The organism is Plantactinospora sp. ZYX-F-223, assembly GCF_039649625.1.
Taxonomy (GTDB): Bacteria; Actinomycetota; Actinomycetes; order Mycobacteriales; family Micromonosporaceae; genus Plantactinospora.
The window spans coordinates 68,407-88,004 of sequence record NZ_JBDJAV010000022.1 but is presented as its reverse complement, the minus strand read 5'-3'; the positions used below and the strand labels follow the sequence as shown (position 1 = coordinate 88,004).

Genomic DNA, 19,598 nt, shown 5'->3' with positions numbered 1-19,598 from the left:
ACGATCGAGACCCCGGGTACGGTCGCCGAGGCGGAGGCGGTGCAGGACCGGCTGCGCCCGCTGGTCGACCTGGCCGGGCCGGGGCCGACCGCCCCCCGCACGGTGGCCGGGCTCGACGTGGCGTATGCCGAGGACGGCGACCGGCTCGCCGCCGCGGTGACCGTGCTGGACCCGACCACCCTGGCCGTACTCGACACGGCGGTGGTCACCGGCCGGGCCGCCTTCGACTACGTACCCGGGCTGTTCGCCTTCCGGGAGCTGCCCGCCCTGCTCGCCGCGCTCGCCCGGCTGACCGTCGAGCCGGAGCTGCTGGTCTGCGACGGGCACGGGCTCGCCCACCCGCGCCGGTTCGGGCTCGCCTGCCACCTGGGCGTGCTCACCGACCGTCCGGCGATCGGGGTCGGCAAGACCCCGCTGGTCGGGACGTGGGCCGGGCCGGAGCGGCGGCGCGGGTCCTGGGCGCCGCTGGTCGACGGCACGGAGCAGGTCGGCCGGGTGCTGCGTACCCAGGACGGCGTCAAACCGGTCTTCGTCTCGGTCGGGCACCGGATGGACCTGGACAATGCCTGCACCCAGGTGCTCCGGCTCACCCCGCGCTACCGGTTGCCGGAGACGACCCGGCAGGCCGACCGGCTCTGCCGGGCCGAACTACGCAAATTCGCCGGGGTGTAACGGCGGGAGCCATCCGGTCGCTTCTGGTCGCAGAAAGGTTACTTCCGGCCAGGCCGGAGGATTCGGCGCGGCGCTGGCCGGGCATGAGAGAAGGCGGCTGCCGGTCCAGCGGTAGCCTGTGCCCGGATCTTGGACTGCGACGAGCGAGGTAATCATGTCGGTACGGCGTGGCGCGACCTGGCTGGGAACCGTCGGCCTGCTGGTCGGCACGACGGTGTCATTCGCCGCCGCCCCGGCCGTGGCCGAGGGCGAGTCGGTACGCCTCCGCGCGCCGAACTCGATCAGCGCGGGCGGTTCGCCAGCGTCGGTGACGGTGAATGTCTCGATGCGCAGCGGCGGCTGCGTCAGCGTCCGTACCGGGCTCGCGGTACACCTCCCGGGGCTGACCGCCGACCGGGTCGAGGTGCGGGTCGCCGACGACGGTCGCTGGCGCCCGGTCTCGGTATCCGACGCCGCGAACGGGCTGGTCGTCACGGGGCGTACCGCACCGGGCAAGCCCGAACTCTGCGCGAGGAAGAGCGTCTCCAGCCGCTACCAGGTGAACCTGGCCGAAGGCGCGCCCGCCGGCCGGGTGACCCTGCTGGCCGAGGCGTACACGGCGGGCGGCCGGCTGCTCGGCCGGGCCACCGACTCGGCCCGGATGACCGGCCGGACCGGGAAGGCCCCGGGTTCGGCGCGTACCCCCGCGTTGGTGATCCCGTCGGCCACCGCGCAGGCCACCGAGGAGCCGGCCGCGGAGGCGACCCAGGACGTGGCCGGCGCCCTGCCGACGCAGCCGGTCGCCGCCGAGGAGTCCGGCGGGTCGTCGCTCGGGCTGGGTGGCATGGTGATGCTGGTCGGCGTGGTGATGGTGGGGGTCGGGATCGCCCTGATGGTGCTGCTGATCCGGCGTGGTCGGGCGGAGCGGCGCCGAGCGGCCGGGGCGTCGGCGGCCGGTACGGATCCGACCGCCCGGATCATCCTGCTCGGTGCGGAGCCGACCACCCGGATCGGGCCGGCCGGTGCGGAGCCGACGGCCCGGATCGCGCCGGTGGGTCCGGTCTTCCGTAGTGGTGCGGGGATGCCTGGCGCCGGTCCGGTCGGCTCGGCCGGTGCGGAGCCGACGGCCCGGATCGCGCCGGTGGGTCCGGTCTTCCGTAGTGGTGCGGGGATGCCCGGCGCCGGTCCGGTCAGCCCGGTCGGACCGTTGCCGGGCGCCGGTCCGGTCGACGGGGTCGGGCCGGAGCGCGGCGGGCGGCCGGGGGTACCACCGGTCGTGGGTGACCAGACGCTGATCCTGCCCGCCGCCGGGTCGCCGACGCCGCGCCCGGCCGGAACGACGCCGCCCCGGCAGCCCGGGACGGTCCCGCCGCACACCACGCCGCCGCACGCGCCGGCCCGGGCCCGCTCCGTGCCCCCCGGCGACGTGCCGCCGGCCCAGCCGGGTGCCGCGCGGCCCCGATCGGCCGGAACGGCACCTCCGGAGCAGCCCTCGGCCGGTGGACCGGACGCCACCCTGATCCTGCCGCCGGCCCGGGGGCCTCAGCAGTAGCCCGGAGGCTTCAGCAGTAGCCGGACCGCCGTCCGGCCGGGCGTGTCGGGGTCGCCACGGCACGCCGAGCCGGGCGGACGGCACCTGTTCGCCGCCGGCAGATCGCCTTGGGGCGGGGCGTGGCGTCCGGCTCCGATACGCTCAGGCCGTTGACTGAGTGTCCGGCTGAGGGGCGAGATCTTGTCTGATTTGTCCGCTATCGTCAAGGCGTACGACGTCCGGGGTACCGTTCCCGATCAGTGGGACGAGCGGGCCGCCGAGGCGTTGGGCGCGGCCTTCGCGCAGCTTCTCCGTACCTCCGGAGAGCCGGCCGGGACCGTAGCCGTCGCCCACGACATGCGGGAGTCGTCGCCGGGCCTCGCCGCCGCCTTCACCGAGGGGGTCCGCTCCGAGGGGCTCGGCGTGCTCCACCTCGGCCTCGGCAGCACCGATTTGCTCTACTACGCCTCCGGCAGCCTCGGCCTGCCCGGCGCGATGTTCACCGCCAGCCACAACCCGGCCGCCTACAACGGCATCAAGATGTGCCGGTCCGGGGCCAAGCCGATCGGCCAGGACACCGGGCTGGCCGAGCTGCGTGACCGGGCCCAGGCGCTGCTGGACAAGGGCGAGCCGCGGCCGGCGGACGAGCCGCTGCCGCCGATCGAGCACCGGGACCTGCTGCCCGCGTACGCCGCCCACCTGCGCACCCTGGTCGACCTGACCGGGATCCGCCCGCTCAAGGTGGTGATCGACGCGGGCAACGGCATGGGCGGGTACACCGTACCGGCCGTGCTCGGCGACGCCGTCCTGCCGGCGCTGCCGCTGTCGATCGTGCCGCTCTACTTCGAACTCGACGGCTCGTTCCCCAACCACGAGGCCAACCCGCTGGACCCGGCGAACCTGGTCGACCTCCAGGCGGCCGTACGCGAGCACGGTGCCGACCTCGGGCTCGCCTTCGACGGCGACGCGGACCGCTGCTTCGTGGTCGACGAGCGGGGCGAACCGGTCTCGCCGTCGGCGATCACCGCTCTGGTGGCAGTACGCGAGCTGGCCAAGCATCCCGGCGCGGCGATCATCCACAACCTGATCACGTCGAGCGCGGTGCCGGAGATCGTCCGGGAGCACGGCGGCGAGCCGGTGCGCAGCCGGGTCGGGCACTCCTTCATCAAGGCCGACATGGCCCGCACCAACGCGGCCTTCGGCGGCGAGCACTCGGCGCACTACTACTTCCGGGACTTCTGGTTCGCCGACACCGGGATGCTCGCCGCGATGCACCTGCTGGCGGCGCTGGGCGAGCAGGACGGCCCGCTCTCCGACCTGGCCCGGGCGTACGCGCGGTACGCCGCCTCCGGCGAGATCAACTCGACGGTACCGGACCAGCGGGCCAAGCTCGCCGAGGTCCGGTCGGCCTACCCGGACGCCGAGGCCGACGAGCTGGACGGGCTCACCCTGCGCTTCCCCGACGGCGCCTGGGTCAACCTGCGCCCGTCCAACACCGAGCCGCTGCTCCGGTTGAACGTCGAGGCGCCCACCCCGGACCGGATGGTGGCACTCCGCGACGAGGTGCTCGGACTGGTTCGCCGATAAGATCCATCGCGCTGGTCGGAGACCCGCCGTACCCGACCTACCGCACGAGGAGTGGAAGGAGCCGCACGGTGGCCCTCGACCCGCAGTTGCTGGAGATCCTGGCCTGCCCGGACACCCATCACGCACCGCTGGACTACGATCCGGCGGCGCAGACCCTGACCTGCACCGAGTGCGCGCGGATCTTCGAGGTGCGCGACGACGTGCCGGTGCTGCTGCTGGACGAGGCGCGCGGCGGCCCGGTGGCCGGCTCGGACGCGACCCCCGGCGGCACTACGGACCAGCGATGATGGACGGCACGGCCGGTCTGCGCGGTCGCCCGGTCGCCGACGAGGCGCTGCTCGACGACGTCGCCGCGATGGACAAGAACGACCCCGGCGGAATGCTCCGGCACACCGCCGCCGCCGGTGCGCAGGTGCGGGAGACCGCCGCGCTGGCCGCCGAGGCCAACCTCGGGGTGCTGGCCGACGAGGGGCGCCCCCGGGCGGTCGTGATCGCCGGCATCGGCACCGCCGCGCGTACCGGTGAGGTGCTGGCCACCGTCGCCGGCCCGCGCTGCCCGGTCCCGGTGATCCAGCACCGCAGTGCCGGGGTGCCCGGCTGGGTAGGCGCCGCGGACGTGGTCATCGCGGTGAGCGCCTCCGGACGCAGCCCCGAGGCGCTCGGCGCGGCCGAGGCCGCCGCCCGGCGCGGGGCCCGGCTGGTGGCGGTCGGCGCGCCGGACTCGCAGCTCCAATCGGTGGCCGAGGGCGCCCGGGCGCCTTTCGTCCCGGTGCCCCGCCGGGCACCGGCCCGGGCCAGTCTCTGGGCGCTCACCGTGCCGGTGCTGCTCGCCGCCCGCGCGCTCGGCCTGGTCAAGGTGAACGAGGCGGACCTGGCCGAGACGGCGGCCCGGCTGGACGCGGACGCCGACCGGTGCCGCCCGTCCGCCGAGTCCTTCGTCAACCCGGCCAAGTCGCTGGCGCTGGGCCTGGCCGGATCGGTGCCGATCGTCTGGGGCTCGTCGCCGCTGGCCACGGTCGCGGCCCGGCGGTTCGGCGACACCCTCTCGGCGAACGCCCGCTACCCGGTGGTGGCCGGCGCGCTCGGCGAGGCGGGGCGGGGCCGGGTCGGCCTGCTCGACGGCGTGTTCGGCGGGCTCGGCGAGTCCAGCCGGGACATCTTCGCCGACCCGGAGGACGAGGCGACCGGCACCCGGCTGCGGCTGGTGCTGCTCCGCGACGGCGGCCTGAACGCCGACGACGACACCGACGAGCCGCTGGTGGTGGAGGAGCGGCGGGCCGAGGCCGTGCAGACCCTCGCCGAGCGGCGCGGGGTGCGCTGCGACGTGGTGACCGCCGAGGGCGGATCCGCGCTGGAGCGGCTCGCCTCGCTGACCGCGGTGCCCGACTTCGCCTCGATCTACCTGGCGCTGGCGCACGGCCTGGACCCGATGGCCGTACCGGCGATCACCGAGATGAAGGAGCTTTCCAACCCGTGACCGAGCAGATCACCCGGGCCGGGGCCGCCGTGGCCCCCACCCCGGCCGACACGGTGCAGGACCGGTCGTGAGCGCGAGTGGCGGCACCAGGGCGATCGTCGCGGCCCTGCTGGCCAACCTGGGCATCGCGGTCACCAAGTTCGTCGCGTTCGGGCTGAGCGGCTCGTCGTCGATGCTCGCCGAGTCGATCCACTCGGTGGCCGACTCCGGCAACCAGGCGCTGCTGCTGCTCGGCGGGCGCCGGGCGACCCGCAAGGCCACCCCGCAACACCCCTTCGGGTACGGCCGCGAGCGCTACATCTACGCGTTCATCGTCTCCATCGTGCTGTTCAGCGTCGGTGGCCTCTTCGCGCTCTACGAGGCGTACCACAAGTACCACGAGCAGACTGGCCCGAAGGGCCCGCACGGCATCGAGAGCTGGCACTGGCTGCCGGTGGTCGTACTGGTGATCGCGATCATCCTGGAGTCGTTCTCGTTCCGGACCGCGATCGTCGAGTCGAACGCGGTCCGGGGCAAGGCGTCCTGGCGGGAGTTCGTCCGCCGGGCGAAGGCCCCGGAGCTGCCGGTGGTGCTGCTGGAGGACCTGGGCGCGCTGCTCGGCCTGATCTTCGCCCTGATCGGCGTCTCGATGACCCTGGTCACCGACGACGGCCGCTGGGACGCGGCCGGCACCGCGGCGATCGGCATCCTGCTGGTGACCATCGCGGTCATCCTGGCGCTGGAGACCAAGAGCCTGCTGCTGGGCGAGGCGGCCAGCCCGGAGGACGTCCAGCGGATCGAGCAGGCGATCACCGAGGGTTCCGAGGTCGAGCGGATCATCCACATGAAGACCCTGCACCTGGGCCCGGAGGAGCTGCTGGTCGCGGCGAAGGTCGCGGTGCGGCCGTACGCCACGGCGGCCGAGCTGGCCGAGGGGATCAACTCGGTCGAGGCGCGGATCCGGAACTCCGTACCGATCGCCCGGGTGATCTACCTGGAGCCGGACATCTACCGCAACGCGGAGCAGCCCGCGGACGGGGTACCGGAACTCAAGGGGGCCTGAGCAGTGGAGCCGCTGCACGGTCGGATCCGCGACTACGCATGGGGGTCGCGGACCGTCCTCGCCCAGTTGCAGGGCCGTCCGGTGCCGAGCGAGGGCCCGGAGGCGGAGCTGTGGCTGGGCGCCCATCCCGGTGACCCGAGCACGCTGCTCCGGGGCGGGGCGCCGCTGAGCCTGGTCGACGCGTTCGCCGAGGATCCCGGGCGCTGGCTCGGCGCCGACGTGATCGACCGGTTCGGCCAGCGGCTGCCGTTCCTGCTCAAGGTGCTGGCCCCGGAGGCGCCGCTGTCGTTGCAGGCGCACCCGGACGCCGAGCAGGCCCGGGCCGGGTACGCGGCCGAGACCACCGACCCCGAGCTGACCCACCGCAACTACGTCGACCCGTACCACAAGCCGGAGATGCTGGTCGCGGTCTCGCCGTTCCAGGCGCTGTGCGGGTTCCGTGATCCGAAGAGCTCGGCGGACCTGCTCGACGCGTTCGGGGTGGCCGCGCTCGACCCGGTGGTCGCCGCGCTGCGGACCGGCACGGACGGGCTGCCGGACGCGGTGCGTACCCTGCTCACCTGGCCGTCGTCGGAGCGGGCCGCGCTGGTCTCGGCGGTGGTCGCGGCGGAGGTCGGCGAGCAGTTCGCCGCCTCGGCCGAGCTGGCCCGCGAGCTGGCCCGGCGCTATCCGGCGGATCCGGGCGTGCTGGTCGCGCTGCTGCTCAACCACGTCAGCCTGGCCCCGGGCGAGGCGATCTGGATGCCGGCCGGCAACCTGCACGCCTACCTCCACGGCGCCGGGGTGGAGATCCTGGCGGCCAGCGACAACGTGCTGCGCGGCGGACTGACCCCGAAGCACGTGGACGTACGGGAGCTGCTCCGGGTACTCCGCTTCGAGGTGCTGGCCGACCCGGTGGTCAGTCCGGCTCCGGTGGCTCCGGGCGTGGTCACCTGGCCGGTACCGGTGGACGACTTCGCCCTGCACGGCGTACGCCTCGACGAGCGGGTCGGGTCGGCCCGGCTCGACCTCCGGGGCCCCCGGATCGCGCTCTGCCTGGCCGGCGAGGTCACCGTGGCGGACGGCGCCGGGTCGGCGCTGCTCGGGCCGGGTGCGGCGGCGATCGGCCGGGCCGACGGCGGGCCGCTGACCGTCAGCGGCGACGGGGAACTCTACGTCGCCTCGGTCGGACTCTCCTGAGTCGTCCGGCTTACCCGAGCTCTCCGACCCTGCGCTTCGCCCGGTCGCCGGAACCTGCGCCGCACCCTGGTCGGCGGAATGCGAGTCCGCACGAAACGGAAATTTGCGGATCGGCTTGACACCCCCCTTGCTCAGTGTGACGCTATGGGTACGCAGCGTTATCGCGACGCAGGTCCGAGACACGCGCGGGGGAACCAAACCGGGGGGATGCGCGGGGCGGCCGGAGACTGGGTGGAAGTCCGCCCGGACCGACCGCCCCGCGCGCTGTCCGCCGTCACCCGAGGATGTCCCGCCCGGTTCGGGCAGCCGTCGGGCCGACCCGTACTGTCCGGTTTGCGACCCGACCGGAGTCCGCCGCGGTACGGCCGGGGCGTAACGTGGAGGGTCGGCCGCAGACCGTACGACAGGAGCCTTCATGACCAGCACTCTCCCGGCACCGGCGGGTGGTTCGTCCGCCGCGCCCCGGCCCGGCACTGTCGCCGAGGGCGACTACAAGGTGGCGGACCTCTCCCTCGCCGAGTTCGGGCGCAAAGAGATCCGACTCGCCGAGCACGAGATGCCCGGCCTGATGTCGATCCGTCGCGAATACGCCGCCGAGCAGCCGCTGCGCGGTGCCCGGATCACCGGCTCGCTGCACATGACGATCCAGACCGCGGTGCTCATCGAGACCCTGGTGGCGCTCGGCGCCCAGGTCCGGTGGGCCTCGTGCAACATCTTCTCCACCCAGGACCACGCGGCCGCCGCCATCGTGGTCGGGCCGGACGGTACCCCCGACGCCCCGTCCGGGGTACCGGTCTACGCCTGGAAGGGCGAGTCGCTCGAAGAGTACTGGTGGTGCACCGAGCAGGTGCTGCTCTGGCCGGACGGCCAGGGGCCGAACATGATCCTCGACGACGGTGGGGACGCCACCCTGCTGGTGCACCGGGGCGCCCAGTTCGAGGGCGCCGGCGCGGTGCCTCCGGTGGAGAGCGCCGACTCCGAGGAGTACGCGGTCATCCTCAACCTGCTGCACCGCTCGCTCGCCGAGGACGACCGGCGCTGGACCCGGGTCGCCGCCGGCATCAAGGGCGTGACCGAGGAGACCACCACCGGCGTGCACCGGCTCTACGAGATGCAGCAGAACGGCACACTGCTCTTCCCGGCCATCAACGTCAACGACTCGGTGACCAAGAGCAAGTTCGACAACAAGTACGGCTGCCGCCACTCGCTGATCGACGGCATCAACCGGGCCACCGACGTGCTGATCGGCGGCAAGACCGCGGTCGTGCTCGGCTACGGCGACGTCGGCAAGGGCTGCGCCGAGTCGCTGCGTGGCCAGGGCGCCCGGGTCATCGTCACCGAGGTCGACCCGATCTGCGCGCTGCAGGCCGCGATGGACGGCTACCAGGTCTCCACCCTGGACGACGTGGTCGAGACCGCCGACATCTTCATCACCGCGACCGGCTGCTTCGACGTCATCCGCAACGACCACATGGCCCGGATGAAGCACCAGGCGATCGTCGGCAACATCGGCCACTTCGACAACGAGATCGACATGGCCGGGCTGGCCAAGCGCTCCGATGTGCAGCGGATCAACATCAAGCCGCAGGTGGACGTCTGGCAGTTCGACGACGGCCACTCGATCATCGTGCTCTCCGAGGGCCGGCTGCTGAACCTCGGCAACGCCACCGGGCACCCGAGCTTCGTGATGTCGAACTCGTTCGCCAACCAGACGATCGCGCAGATCGAACTCTTCACCAAGACCGAGGAGTACCCGGTCGGCGTCTACACGCTGCCGAAGCACCTGGACGAGAAGGTCGCCCGGCTGCACCTGGACGCGCTCGGCGCCAAGCTGACCGAGCTGACCAAGGAGCAGGCCAGCTACCTCGGCATACCGGTCGAGGGCCCGTACAAGCCGGAGCACTACCGCTACTGAGAGACGTGACCGTCGAGCCCGGGCCGGCAGCCTGCCGGTCCGGGCTCGTTCGTTCGGCCGGTCCGGGCCGGGTCATCCACGCCGGGGCCGGACCCAGGTCCACACGCAGTAGCCGAGCCAGGCGATCGCGACCGCCGTGGCAAGCGGCCGGAGCCGCAGCGCGTTCAGCGCGATCACCACCGCCAGGACCAGCAGCCAGGGCAGGAACGCCTTCACCGGGCCGACCCGTTCGGCGTGCCCGCACCGGCCGCCACGGGCCGCGCCATCGCGGGTTGCGGCACCGTTGACTGCGCCAGCGCCGGGGCCGCCGGCCGGACCAGCGCGAACCCCGGAGCCTCGACGGCCGGCGCGGCGAGTTCCGGCCAGAGGGTCGAGGTCACCGACCGGGTACCCGCCAGCCGTTGCCGGGCCCGCATGTGCCGCTCGGCCAGTACGGCGGCCAGGTAGGCCCACTCGGGCAGCCCCGGCGGGGGTGGTGGGGAGGTCACCGCCGCCACCTCCGCCCAGAGGGACCGGGTCAGCCGCCGCCGGGCGTCCCGGGTCAGCGTCGAGGTGCGACTGAGCAGTTGGCGTACGGCCAGCGCCAGGCCGTCGTCCAGTCGGGTCAGGTCCAGGGTGGCCGCCCAGCCGGCCAGCGGCGGGACCATGGTCGGGACGTAGCCGGTGCCGGCCGGACTCCGGTCGTGGATGACCAGGGTGCCGGCGGCCAGGTCGCCGAGCCGCCGTCCCCGGGGGTCGGTGAGCATCACGGTCACCCCCACCGCCCAGGTCAGCAGCGGCAGCACCAGACCGGGCCACTCCACCGCCACGCCGACCAGGCTGCGGGTCAGCGCCTGTCGGACGCCGACCCGGCCGCCGTCGGCGCGTACCACCCGCAGCCCGACGGCGAGCTTGCCGACCGTACGGCCGGAGTTCAGGGTCTCGCATGCCACCGGGTAGCCGACCAGGATCAGCACCACGCCGACGGTCTGCAACCCGCGCAGGGTCGCCCCGTCGAAGGCGCCGGGGCCGACGAACGAGGTGAGCAGGATTCCCGCCCCGATCACCAGGATCACCGCGAGGGTGACCTGGGCCAGGATGTCGATGAGCAGCGCCAGCACCCGGGAGCCGAGCCGGGCGGCCCGGATGTCCAACTCGACCGCTTCGCCGCTGACCAGTCCGGCGTCCGCACCGTATCCGCCGGGCGGTGCCGGCCGGCCCGGAACGAACCTCGGTGTTTGCGCTGTCACGTGGACAGTGAACACTATGGTCGCGAACCCTGGGGGACTGAGTTGGATCTCGACGCGTACGCGGCGGAGCACGACCGGGAATGGCGGCGGCTGGCCGAGCTGACCGGGCGGTACCGGCTCGGCGCCGACGAGGCCGACGAGCTGATCGCGCTCTACCAGCGGGTCGCCACGCACCTGTCGGTGGTACGCAGCCGGTCGCCCGATCCGGTGCTGGTCGCCCGGCTCTCCCAACTGGTGCTGGCCGCCCGGGGCCGGCTCGCCGGCCGGTCCGGCTTCTCCTGGGCCGCCGTCGGTCGGTTCTTCTCCACCGGCTTTCCGCTGGCCGTCTACCGGGCCTGGCCGTGGTGGACGGCGGTCGGCGTCGGGTTCGTCCTGGTCGCGGGCTTTCTGATGTACTGGACCGCCGCGCATCCGGAGACCGCCGCGGCGCTGATCGGCGAGGAGGCGGCGGCCGAGGCGTTCGAGGCCCGGTTCGTCGGCTATTACAGCGAATATTCCGCGCCGAGCTTCGCCTTCCAGTTGTGGACCCACAACGCCTGGATCGCCGCCCGCTGTCTGGCCTCCGGCATCCTGGTCCTGCCGGTGTTCTACCTGCTCTGGCAGAACGCCCTCAACATCGGCGTGACCGGCGGGGTGCTCGCCGCCTACGACCGTACCGATGTCTTCTTCAGCATGATCACACCGCACGGCCTGCTGGAGCTGACCGGCATCTTCGTGGCGGCCGGTGTCGGCCTGCGGATCGGCTGGGCCTGGATCGCGCCGCCGCCCGACCTGACCCGGGGCCAGGCGGTGGCCCGGGCCGGCCGTTCCGGCATCCTGGTCGCGGTCGGCCTGGTGGGGCTCTTCGCGGTCGCCGGCCTCATCGAGGCGTTCGTCACCCCGGCGGCGGTCCCCACCGGGGTCCGGGTCGGGATCGGCGTGCTCGCCTGGCTCGGCTTCCTCGGGTACGTCCTCTACTTCGGCCGCCGCGCGGCCAACGCCGGCGGGGAACCCGTCCGGCCCTGACTTGGCCGGTGGACCGGAGCCGAGCCGGTCGGCGCTGAGTCCTGGCCGTCGGGCCGGAGCTGCGGTCGTCGTACTGGCGGGCGCGGGGCAAGCTCGACGTGCCGAAGGAGCGATTCATCTCGTGCCCGGGAGCGAGCCGGGACACCGACGGCAGCGAACTGCTCGGCCGGGCCGGCTGGGATCATCTCGCCCAGGCGCAGGCGTTGGCCACTACCTACCTGGATCGGAAGACACAGGAGCTGTGGTCGCCGGAGCGGTTGCTACCGCTGCTCGCCGGCCTGCTGGAGTTGGAGCCGTGGCTGCACCAGTGGCACGCCGCGGAGCAGTCCGGCTATCCCGCTCGCCAGCCGCGTTCTACACCGAATTTATCGACACCCAACTATCCAAACTCGGCTCCGATTGCTCGGCACTCGGTCTGATACGAGGCTGCCTGAAGTAGCCTGACATTCCTCGCCCTCAAGAGCGCGACGCGAGCTGAGCTGCCTCGGTAAGAACTGCGTCGAGGTCCTCATCTGTGATGCGTTCGTCGGTAAGCACCTTGTATACGACGGCGGCTTGGACCTTACCGATCATGCTGGGGTCGACATCGTAGTCGGCTTCTGGGTCGATGTTGGCCCTGATCAGCGCTTCGGCGTCCTCGGCGTTGATCTCGGGGCCACCGTCGGTCATTCCGGCACGCAGGTCCGCCACAAACTTGATGATATCTGCTGACGTTGCGTCTTCCCCGAAACGCCTCTCAACCGCGAGGAAGAACAGCGAAGCGAGAAAGCGAGCGAACCCGTCCCAACCCTCGCTGTCGAGCTGGGCTTGGATCCTGTCGTGGGCGTCATTGTCGCCCTGGATAAGAGTCCGGATGTAGGCGGGCAGCTCAGGTTTGATCGTCATCTCGCTTCTTCTCTCGTTGCTTTCTGACGTTGTTCAAGACCGACTTTGCTGCGACGGCGATTGCACCGGTAGCCATTATGGCGGCGGTCACCGGGTTGTCGATCTGCGGGCGTTCCTGGGACGGTGGGGGTTTCTGTGCTGTCGTGCCGGTGGCGGTTGTGCCGGGCGGGTTCTGCTGCTGCCTGAAGTAGTTGATAACCGTCTTTCCGGCGTCCTCGACCTGCTTCAAGGTGGACTCGGTGTCTTCCGCCTTCTGCGTCTGCTTGCGCCAGATGATTTCCGCCTTGCGCCCCCGTCGCTCGGCTTCGCTAAGCAGACGCTCACCCGATGGCATCTCTGCTTCCGATACGTCGGAATCGGATGCGGACCCGGGAGCGATCCTGTTCAAATAGGCGGTAAAGTGTGACCTTGCATTGGTCAACAAGCGGGCTATCCTAGCTGCCTTCTCACCGGCTGTTCGGATATCCCGCAGAGCCTCCTGCATGTGGGGGTGTTCGGTGCCCGATGCCGCCTCGGCGTACCGCCCTTGGGCGTGTTCTGCGTCGGCTTGAGCGCGCTTTGCGGTGACTGCGGCGGCGGCGAGGCGTTGGCGTACGTCGTGCAACTGCACCACGACCTCGGCCATGGGCTCGGTCATCCGAGAGTTTTGAGATAGGCATCGGCGTGGTCGACAGCGGCGTCGATACGACGCATTGTCAACTCGACCTCGCGACCAAGATCCTCAAGGATCCGCAAACCGGCCTGCGCGTCTCGATCCTGGCTGTCATGGATCGTGAGACGGGCGAGTCCTGCGGCGGAATCGCCTTCTGCGTCCACCTGTTCGAGGATCGTCCTGGACTCTCTGGCTGCATGGTTTCCCTCGCGGATCGTGCCCTTGACCTCGTTGACGTTCATGGCGTCAGCCCTGTTAGCCCAAGACGCTCACGTACTGGCGGGCGGCGGCGGTGCTGCCCTGGATCAGGGTCGCTGCCTCGGTGAGCCGTTGCTTGCTCTGCTCGGCGCGCTGGATTGCTTCGGCGATCATGGCGTGGTTTGTGCCGGCAGCGACGCCCCGCAGACGCGTGAGTACCTGGTCAGTGCTCTCGATCGATGACCGGATCTGGTTGAGCGTGGTGTTGCCCTGCTCAGCGGCCTGTGCCAGTGCGGCTTTGACTTCCTCGATGCTGGCCATGCGGTCCTCCCCAGTTACCGGCTCGCGTGAGAGTGATGGCCGCACGGAGCGGGTGTAAGTAGGTTGGCGGCCATCACGCTCGGGTGGTCGAGCGAACACTATCTGAGAGTGATTCGGCATGCAGCCCCGCTGGCCGCTGTGTGTGCCGTAGCCAGGACTACTTGGGCTGAGCTACGAAGACGCCGACTCCGTGCACGCTCTCGACCAAGCCCTCGGTCCGAAGTGCATGCATGGCATAGCGAATCACAGCGTTCGATACTCGGTGCTCGGCCTTGAGTTGCGCTGTCGAGGGCAGCTTGTCGCCCGGCTTCAGTTCTCCGGACCTGATCTGGTTCCGGATGTGGTCAGCAAGCTTCTCCCACTTTGTGGCAGGCATGGGCACTCCTTGGTCTCCACCTGCCATGAGATCACGACCGAGGTGTACGCAGCAAGTTCTGTGTACACCGAACCAGTTGAGCGTTGACCAGACGGAACTAGTTAGGTTAAGTTCCCTCCTGCGAGTGCTCCTTGGTCTCCAACCTCTGGCGCGCTCGTACCTCCTGGTCGGGGCGGCCAGTCTGTACGGGTTGTCCGCCCCGACCCCCGAGTCACGCCCTGCTGTCGTACGGCGCCTCCGGCTGCGTCGGTGGGGCGGGGTGGCGCCGGCTCGACAGCGACAGGGGATCCGGGCCGGCGCCACCCATCCACGTCCTGACCTGCTGCGGAAGGGTCCTGACCTGTTAGGAGAGGTTGGTGGTGTGTCGTGTGGGTTCTTCTTCGGCGGCTGTTCGGGCGGGATCGGAGGTCGCCTCGGCGGCTCGGCCAGGCGTACCGGTCGGCGGCGTATCGGCCGCTGTTGCCGTCGCAGGTGAGGTTGCGCCGGTTCACCCCGGTCGGCTTGACCGGGCGGGGAGTCGATCCGGTCGAGGTTGCCGAGTTCCTTGACCGGGTGGCCGGTGATCTGGCCAGGGCCTACAACGAGGTTGCGGCGGTGCGGGAGCAGAACGCGCGGATCAAGGACGCGTTGCGGCGGTGGCAGTCCCGGCATGCGACGACGGCAGGCGAGCTGGTGGATCGTTGATGGCCGACCGTTACGTCGTACACGTGCCTTTCACGGCGCCGGATCTGGACGCGGCCCGGCAGGCGGCCCGGATGCTGGCCCGGACTCTCGGCCGGCTGCCCGAGGTCGACCAGGCCGAGGCGACCGTCTCGGCCGAGGACGACCAGACGGTGCAGTCCCGCCTTTTCTGCGACCGGCTCCTCGCCGCCGGCAGACGCTGTGCGCTGCGCGCCGAACACGAGGTGCCGTGCGCGAGTCTGGAGCTGGACCGGTGACCGGGGCGATCGATCCCGGCGCCGGAAGCGGGCCACCGGATCCCGGCGCCGGTCCGCCGGTGCTCGACTGTCCCGCCTGCGACCGGCTCACCTTCGTCCTCGCCGCCTGCCCCTGCACGAGCGGTGGTGATCGGCTGCTCGTCGACGTCGGACAGTGGGGCGACGGGGAGGCATACCAGGACTGCCAGCTCTGCCAGGGAGTCGGCACGCTGCCGCAGCCCTGCCACCGCTGCCGGCAGACCGGGCGGCTGCGCGCCCAACTCGTCTTGACGTTGGCGAACGTCGACACCGGGGCGGTGGCCTCGGCGAACGTCGTACCCGGAGTGGTGGAACCGGCGCGGTGGCCGGGCGACGGCGGAAGCTGGCATCTGCCGCTGGCGCCGCTGCTGCGCGAGCTGGCCAGCACCGTCGGCGCCGCCTCCTGGACCGAGGCGGGCAACCCGCCCAGGTCCCCGGACGGGCCGGTGGTGTTGCTGCCGTCCCGGTGGCGCCCGGACCTGCCACCGCAGACCCGGGCCGCACTGGAGGCGGAGGCGATCGCGTCGCACGGCCACGACGCCTGGCAGCTCTTCCTCGGCCGCAGCGCCGCCGAGCCGCCCCCCGACCCCGCCCGCGACCTGGCCCGGCGCTGCCGGCTCGCCGACCTGCTCCGCCTGGACCTGGTGCTGGAGGCCCGCCGCAGGCATCCCGCCGCCGACCTCACCTGGCATCTCCGCTACGAGGTGCCGGGCGGGCCGGTGTCGACCGACGCGCTCGGCGGCGCCGACGACCTGGCCGGGGCGATTGTCGCCACCGGCGACCTCGACGCGCTCTACGACCTTCAGGCGCGTGGCCGGGCCGCCCCGGCTCACTACCTGACCGGCGGCGACCGGCCGCCGGTCGACCCGCCGGCCGTCGACCTGGACCAGCTCGAACGGCGGATGCTCGCCGACTGCACCGACCTGCACACCGGCGCCCTGACTGCCGGGGCACAGGCGATCTGGCGCGACGGCCGCTGGTGGCACACCAGCCTCAGGGTCGCCGACACCGCCGAGACGTTCACCGAATCCGGCACCGGGCAGATCTACCGCCGGGAGACCAGCATCCTGCGGCGCGGCTGGCAGCCGCCGGCACCGTCCTGGCGGGGCCCACCCGTCCCGTACGTCGACTGCCCCGACTGTGACCCGCACAGTCGGCTCCGCCGCTGTGACTGCCTCCTGCTCGCCGAGCGGGCCGACCCGGACTGCCCGAAATGCTCCGGCGCCGGCCGTAGCCCGTCGGCGCTGCCCTGCGACACCTGCCGGGACAGCCACCGCCTCTACCGGGACCTGACCGTCACACTCACCGACCTCGCCGGCCGGGTCACCCACCTGCACTGGCAGGTCGACCGGCACGGCTGGCGGGCCGGCGACCTCACCTGGCGCGGCGACGAGCACACCTGGCAGACCGGTGAGCAGGGCTGGCGGGCCGGCGAACGGCTCTCGGCGCCGCACGTCGCGACCCAACCCGGCGGCAAGCCGGTGCACCAGCTCCCCGACCCGTTCCGGCTGGCGACCTGGGCCGGCTTCTTCGGGGTACGCCCGGACGACCTCACCGAACTCGACGGCGGCGGCGAAGTCCGCCACGACCTGCGCAAGGGCATCGTCACCCTGCCGCACCCCGGCGCCGACCCGCTCACCGAATACCTGCACCAGGCGTCCCGGGGCCAGCCCGGCGCCCGGCTGTTCGTGCTGGCCCGCCGGCCCGACGTGCCACCCCTGGCCGACCTGATCCGACTCGTCCTCGGACTGCGCCTCACCGTCACGGTCACCCTCGTTGACCACGTCGACAACGCCGGAGACCTCCGACTCGTCCAGGGCGAAGGCTGGGACGTCAACATCGAACCACCAGGGCTACCAGTCGCCCCGGACACCCTGCCCGCCCGGCCCACCCCGGAGGCCGCGATCGGGTACTGCCTCGAACATCTCGAACTCGCCGTGGCCCGTCGTGTCCCCGACGATCCCACCCAACCGATCCCGGTGCCGCAGACCCCGGCCCCGGTCGCGGTCGACGATCCCGTACCGCTGATCCGCCGGCTCGCCCGACACCACGCCGGCCAGCCCGTCGCCGTGCACTACGACGGCCGCACCTGTCGACTCCTGCTCTGGGAGCGCGGCGGCGTACGCCAGCTCTGCACCGCGCCGACCCTCCCGACCGCCCTCACCACCCTCGGCATCGACCCGCGCTGACCTCGGTAGGCGTCAGAGATCCGATGGCTTGTCCCAGGACCCTCGGGGGGAGGAAGTCGGACCGACTTTCTTCATAGTTGGCCGAGGGCCTTGAGCCGGAGGTAGGTGTCGGCGACCATCGGCGCCAGCCGGTCGGCCGGGGCGTCGACCACGGTCACCCCGTGCCGGGCCAGCGCCGCGCGTACCCGGTCCCGGTCGGCCAGCGCCCGCCAGGCCGCGGCGGCCGCGTACACGTCCTGGACGGTCTCCGGCGACCGGGCGGTGAGGTCGGTCAGCACCGGGTCGTGCACCGACGCCACGATCACCCGGTGCCGGGTCGCCAGCCGGGGCAGCACCGGCAGCAGTCCCTCGCCGAGGGCGCCCGGTTCCAGGGCCGTGAAGAGCACCACCACGGACCGCCGGCGTTCCCGCCGGAGGATCTCCCCGGCGACCAGTTCGAAGTCGGTCTCCACCAGGGCCGGCTGGAGCGGGGCGAGCGCGTCGACCATCCGGGCCAGCAGCGTCGACTGGGCGCCCCCGGTCAGCGCGAGCCGGACGGCGCTGTCCACGGCCAGCAGGTCGACCCGGTCACCGGCCCGGGCGGCCAGTGCGGCCAGCAGCAGCGCGGCGTCGATGGCGGCGTCCAGCCGGGGCTCGTCGCCGACCCGTACCGCCGAGGTGCGCCCGGTGTCGAGTACGCAGACCACCCGCCGGTCGCGCTCCGGTCGCCAGGTCCGGACCAGTACGTCGGCCCGCCGGGCACTGGCCCGCCAGTCGACCGAGCGCACGTCGTCGCCGACCACGTACTCGCGCAGGGTGTCGAACTCGGTGCCCTGGCCCCGGCCCCGGGCCACCTCGGTGCCGTCGATGACCCGCAGCCGGGCCAGCTTCTCCGGCAGGTGCCGGCGGGACTCGAACCGGGGCAGCACCCGCAGAGTCCACTGTGGCGTCGGCGGCTGCTCCCTCCGCTGCCGGAACGCCAGCCCCAACGGCCCGTACGAGCGCAGGGTCAGCCGCAGCGCCGGCCGGTCGCCGCGCCGGGTCGGGGTCAGCCGGCTGGGCAGCTCCACCCGGGCACCGGGCTCGACGCGTACCGTCGGGGCGCCGGGGAAGTCGAACCGGGCCCCGGCGGACGGCACCCAGGCGTCCCGGACCAGCCCGCGCAGCACCCGGCCCGAGGTGTTGTGCAGCCGTACCGAGACGGTGGCGGTGTCGCCGAGCCGGACCGCCCGGTCGCCGTCCCGGCTCGCCTCGACCGCGCCGGGCGGGGCGGCCAGCCGCCAGTCCAGTACGGTCAGCGCCAGCACCAGCCCGGACATCAGCAGCACGCCCAGCCAGGGTGCGGGCCAGAGCGGCAGGGTCAGCGCGCCCGCACCGAGCAGGATCGCCGCCCGTCCCGTCATCGTGGCGTCGGCACGGTGCCGAGCACCGCGTCCAGCACCGACCGGGTGGTGACGCCCTCCAGTTCGGCCTCCGGCCGCAACCGCAGCCGGTGCCGCAGCGTCGGCCGGGCGATCGCCTTGACGTCGTCCGGGGTGACGTGGTCGCGCCCGGCCAGCCAGGCCCAGGCCTTCGCGGTGACCAGCAGCGCGATGGCGCCCCGGGGCGAGGCACCGAGTTCCAGCGCGGGCGCCGCCCGGGTGGCCCGGCACAGGTCCACGATGTAGCCGAGCACGCTCTCGGCGACGCCGACCCGGCTGACCGCCGTGCGGGCCAGCGCCAGGTCGGCCGGGCTGGCCACCGGGCGTACCCCGGCGGCGGTCAGCTCGCGCGGGTCGAAGCCGGCGTGGTGCGCCCGGAGTACGCCCAGCTCCTCGTCCCGGTTCGGCAGCGGCATCGTCAGGTGCAGCAGGAACCGGTCGAGCTGCGCCTCGGGCAGCGGATAGGTGCCCTCGTACTCCACCGGGTTCTGGGTGGCGGCCACGATGAACGGGTCCGGCAGCGGGCGGCGGTTTCCCTCCACCGAGACCTGCCGCTCCTCCATCACCTCCAGCAGCGCGGCCTGGGTCTTCGGCGGCGTCCGGTTGATCTCGTCGGCGAGCAGCAGGTTGGTGAAGACCGGTCCCTCCCGGAAGGTGAAGGCGGCGGTGCGCGGGTCGAAGATGAGTGAGCCGGTGACGTCGCCGGGCATCAGGTCCGGGGTGAACTGGAGCCGCTTGGAGTCCAGGTCGAGTGCGGCTGCGATGGTGCGCACCAGCAGGGTCTTGGCCACCCCCGGTACGCCCTCCAGCAGCACGTGCCCCCGGCAGAGCAGGGCGATCACCATCCCGGTGACGACGGCGTCCTGCCCGACGACCGCCTTGGCGACCTCGGTGCGCAGCCGGTGCAGGGCGGCGCGGGCCTGGTCGGCCTCCACCGGGGTGCCGGCCTGGGCCGGCACCTGGTACGGCGCGGCGGCGTAGCGCGGGTCTGTGGTTCCGGCGGAT

Annotated in this window: 22 protein-coding genes; 13 read left to right on the top strand and 9 right to left on the bottom strand. The window is 72.5% G+C overall.

Going from position 1 to position 19,598, the window contains the following annotated elements:
* Positions 1–3 precede the first annotated feature (3 nt).
* The 8 genes from nfi to ahcY all read left to right on the top strand — a co-directional run bounded on the left by nfi (position 4) and on the right by ahcY (position 9,382).
* The gene (nfi, locus tag AAH979_RS22610) at positions 4–672 is read left to right on the top strand and encodes a deoxyribonuclease V (protein WP_346260173.1); all 669 of its coding nucleotides are present in this window, start codon (positions 4–6) and stop codon (positions 670–672) included.
* Positions 673–826: 154 nt separating this feature from the next.
* Entirely contained in the window at positions 827–2,203 is a 1,377-nt protein-coding gene (locus tag AAH979_RS22605) for a hypothetical protein (protein WP_346260105.1), read from the top strand.
* 180 nt (positions 2,204–2,383) lie between these two features.
* Positions 2,384–3,769 (top strand): phosphomannomutase/phosphoglucomutase, encoded by a 1,386-nt coding sequence (locus AAH979_RS22600; RefSeq protein ID WP_346260104.1) that lies wholly within the window; start codon positions 2,384–2,386, stop codon positions 3,767–3,769.
* A 68-nt stretch (positions 3,770–3,837) separates the two neighbouring features.
* Positions 3,838–4,056: a Trm112 family protein gene (locus tag AAH979_RS22595; protein ID WP_346260103.1), complete on the top strand. Its 219-nt coding sequence runs from the start codon at positions 3,838–3,840 to the stop codon at positions 4,054–4,056.
* A complete protein-coding gene (locus tag AAH979_RS22590) occupies positions 4,053–5,246 on the top strand; it encodes an SIS domain-containing protein (protein WP_346260102.1) in 1,194 nt (397 codons plus the stop codon). Before AAH979_RS22595 ends, AAH979_RS22590 begins: the two co-directional genes overlap by 4 nt.
* A gap of 67 nt (positions 5,247–5,313) precedes the next feature.
* On the top strand, positions 5,314–6,288 hold the full coding sequence (locus AAH979_RS22585; RefSeq protein ID WP_346260101.1) for a cation diffusion facilitator family transporter: 975 nt from the start codon (positions 5,314–5,316) through the stop codon (positions 6,286–6,288).
* 3 nt (positions 6,289–6,291) lie between these two features.
* On the top strand, positions 6,292–7,467 hold the full coding sequence (gene manA / locus AAH979_RS22580; RefSeq protein WP_346260100.1) for a mannose-6-phosphate isomerase, class I: 1,176 nt from the start codon (positions 6,292–6,294) through the stop codon (positions 7,465–7,467).
* Positions 7,468–7,882: 415 nt separating this feature from the next.
* Positions 7,883–9,382 (top strand): adenosylhomocysteinase, encoded by a 1,500-nt coding sequence (gene ahcY / locus AAH979_RS22575; RefSeq protein WP_346260099.1) that lies wholly within the window; start codon positions 7,883–7,885, stop codon positions 9,380–9,382.
* Positions 9,383–9,454: 72 nt separating this feature from the next.
* On the opposite strand, the gene AAH979_RS22570 is transcribed toward ahcY, so the two are convergent.
* Positions 9,455–9,598, bottom strand: coding sequence for a hypothetical protein (locus AAH979_RS22570; protein WP_318402021.1), 144 nt, complete (start codon positions 9,596–9,598; stop codon positions 9,455–9,457).
* On the bottom strand, positions 9,595–10,611 hold the full coding sequence (locus tag AAH979_RS22565) for an RDD family protein (protein ID WP_346260098.1): 1,017 nt from the start codon (positions 10,609–10,611) through the stop codon (positions 9,595–9,597). The genes AAH979_RS22570 and AAH979_RS22565 overlap by 4 nt, the downstream gene beginning before the upstream one ends.
* 42 nt (positions 10,612–10,653) lie before the next feature.
* Between AAH979_RS22565 and AAH979_RS22560 the strand changes: the two genes are divergently transcribed.
* Both AAH979_RS22560 and AAH979_RS22555 read left to right on the top strand, forming a co-directional pair.
* Complete coding sequence (locus AAH979_RS22560; protein WP_346260097.1) at positions 10,654–11,616, top strand: stage II sporulation protein M; 963 nt, start codon at positions 10,654–10,656, stop codon at positions 11,614–11,616.
* A gap of 98 nt (positions 11,617–11,714) precedes the next feature.
* On the top strand, positions 11,715–12,035 hold the full coding sequence (locus AAH979_RS22555; protein WP_346260096.1) for a hypothetical protein: 321 nt from the start codon (positions 11,715–11,717) through the stop codon (positions 12,033–12,035).
* A gap of 37 nt (positions 12,036–12,072) precedes the next feature.
* On the opposite strand, the gene AAH979_RS22550 is transcribed toward AAH979_RS22555, so the two are convergent.
* From AAH979_RS22550 to AAH979_RS22530, 5 genes are all read right to left on the bottom strand, one after another.
* Positions 12,073–12,501: a hypothetical protein gene (locus tag AAH979_RS22550; protein WP_346260095.1), complete on the bottom strand. Its 429-nt coding sequence runs from the start codon at positions 12,499–12,501 to the stop codon at positions 12,073–12,075.
* A complete protein-coding gene (locus tag AAH979_RS22545; RefSeq protein WP_346260094.1) occupies positions 12,485–13,138 on the bottom strand; it encodes a hypothetical protein in 654 nt (217 codons plus the stop codon). The genes AAH979_RS22550 and AAH979_RS22545 overlap by 17 nt, the downstream gene beginning before the upstream one ends.
* Entirely contained in the window at positions 13,135–13,395 is a 261-nt protein-coding gene (locus AAH979_RS22540; RefSeq protein WP_346260093.1) for a hypothetical protein, read from the bottom strand. The genes AAH979_RS22545 and AAH979_RS22540 overlap by 4 nt, the downstream gene beginning before the upstream one ends.
* A 13-nt stretch (positions 13,396–13,408) precedes the next feature.
* On the bottom strand, positions 13,409–13,672 hold the full coding sequence (locus tag AAH979_RS22535) for a hypothetical protein (RefSeq protein ID WP_346260092.1): 264 nt from the start codon (positions 13,670–13,672) through the stop codon (positions 13,409–13,411).
* 157 nt (positions 13,673–13,829) lie between these two features.
* Positions 13,830–14,075, bottom strand: coding sequence for a winged helix-turn-helix domain-containing protein (locus AAH979_RS22530; RefSeq protein ID WP_346260091.1), 246 nt, complete (start codon positions 14,073–14,075; stop codon positions 13,830–13,832).
* Between the two features lie 360 nt (positions 14,076–14,435).
* Here AAH979_RS22530 and AAH979_RS22525 point away from each other — a divergent pair, with 360 nt between their 5' ends.
* Genes AAH979_RS22525 through AAH979_RS22515 form a run of 3 tightly spaced genes read left to right on the top strand, consistent with a single transcriptional unit; the run spans position 14,436 to position 17,193 of the window.
* Positions 14,436–14,732 (top strand): DivIVA domain-containing protein, encoded by a 297-nt coding sequence (locus tag AAH979_RS22525; protein ID WP_346260172.1) that lies wholly within the window; start codon positions 14,436–14,438, stop codon positions 14,730–14,732.
* Complete coding sequence (locus tag AAH979_RS22520) at positions 14,732–14,986, top strand: hypothetical protein (RefSeq protein WP_346260090.1); 255 nt, start codon at positions 14,732–14,734, stop codon at positions 14,984–14,986. The genes AAH979_RS22525 and AAH979_RS22520 overlap by 1 nt, the downstream gene beginning before the upstream one ends.
* The gene (locus AAH979_RS22515; protein WP_346260089.1) at positions 14,983–17,193 is read left to right on the top strand and encodes a hypothetical protein; all 2,211 of its coding nucleotides are present in this window, start codon (positions 14,983–14,985) and stop codon (positions 17,191–17,193) included. The genes AAH979_RS22520 and AAH979_RS22515 overlap by 4 nt, the downstream gene beginning before the upstream one ends.
* Before the next feature lie 71 nt (positions 17,194–17,264).
* Here the strand turns inward: AAH979_RS22515 and AAH979_RS22510 are convergent, their stop codons facing one another.
* Both AAH979_RS22510 and AAH979_RS22505 read right to left on the bottom strand, forming a co-directional pair.
* Positions 17,265–18,575: a DUF58 domain-containing protein gene (locus AAH979_RS22510; RefSeq protein ID WP_346260088.1), complete on the bottom strand. Its 1,311-nt coding sequence runs from the start codon at positions 18,573–18,575 to the stop codon at positions 17,265–17,267.
* Positions 18,572–19,552 carry a MoxR family ATPase gene (locus tag AAH979_RS22505; RefSeq protein WP_346260171.1) on the bottom strand — a complete coding sequence of 327 codons (981 nt, stop codon included), beginning with the start codon at positions 19,550–19,552 and terminating at the stop codon, positions 18,572–18,574. Before AAH979_RS22505 ends, AAH979_RS22510 begins: the two co-directional genes overlap by 4 nt.
* Positions 19,553–19,598 lie beyond the last annotated feature (46 nt).

Coding starts and splice junctions, on each gene's coding strand:
- AAH979_RS22605 (WP_346260105.1), top strand. CDS start 827: ATGTCGGTACGGCGTGGCGCGACCTGGCTGGGAACCGTCGGCCTGCTG.
- AAH979_RS22590 (WP_346260102.1), top strand. CDS start 4,053: ATGATGGACGGCACGGCCGGTCTGCGCGGTCGCCCGGTCGCCGACGAG.
- ahcY (WP_346260099.1), top strand. CDS start 7,883: ATGACCAGCACTCTCCCGGCACCGGCGGGTGGTTCGTCCGCCGCGCCC.
- AAH979_RS22550 (WP_346260095.1), bottom strand. CDS start 12,501: ATGACGATCAAACCTGAGCTGCCCGCCTACATCCGGACTCTTATCCAG.
- AAH979_RS22545 (WP_346260094.1), bottom strand. CDS start 13,138: ATGACCGAGCCCATGGCCGAGGTCGTGGTGCAGTTGCACGACGTACGC.
- AAH979_RS22540 (WP_346260093.1), bottom strand. CDS start 13,395: ATGAACGTCAACGAGGTCAAGGGCACGATCCGCGAGGGAAACCATGCA.
- AAH979_RS22535 (WP_346260092.1), bottom strand. CDS start 13,672: ATGGCCAGCATCGAGGAAGTCAAAGCCGCACTGGCACAGGCCGCTGAG.
- AAH979_RS22530 (WP_346260091.1), bottom strand. CDS start 14,075: ATGGCAGGTGGAGACCAAGGAGTGCCCATGCCTGCCACAAAGTGGGAG.
- AAH979_RS22520 (WP_346260090.1), top strand. CDS start 14,732: ATGGCCGACCGTTACGTCGTACACGTGCCTTTCACGGCGCCGGATCTG.
- AAH979_RS22510 (WP_346260088.1), bottom strand. CDS start 18,575: ATGACGGGACGGGCGGCGATCCTGCTCGGTGCGGGCGCGCTGACCCTG.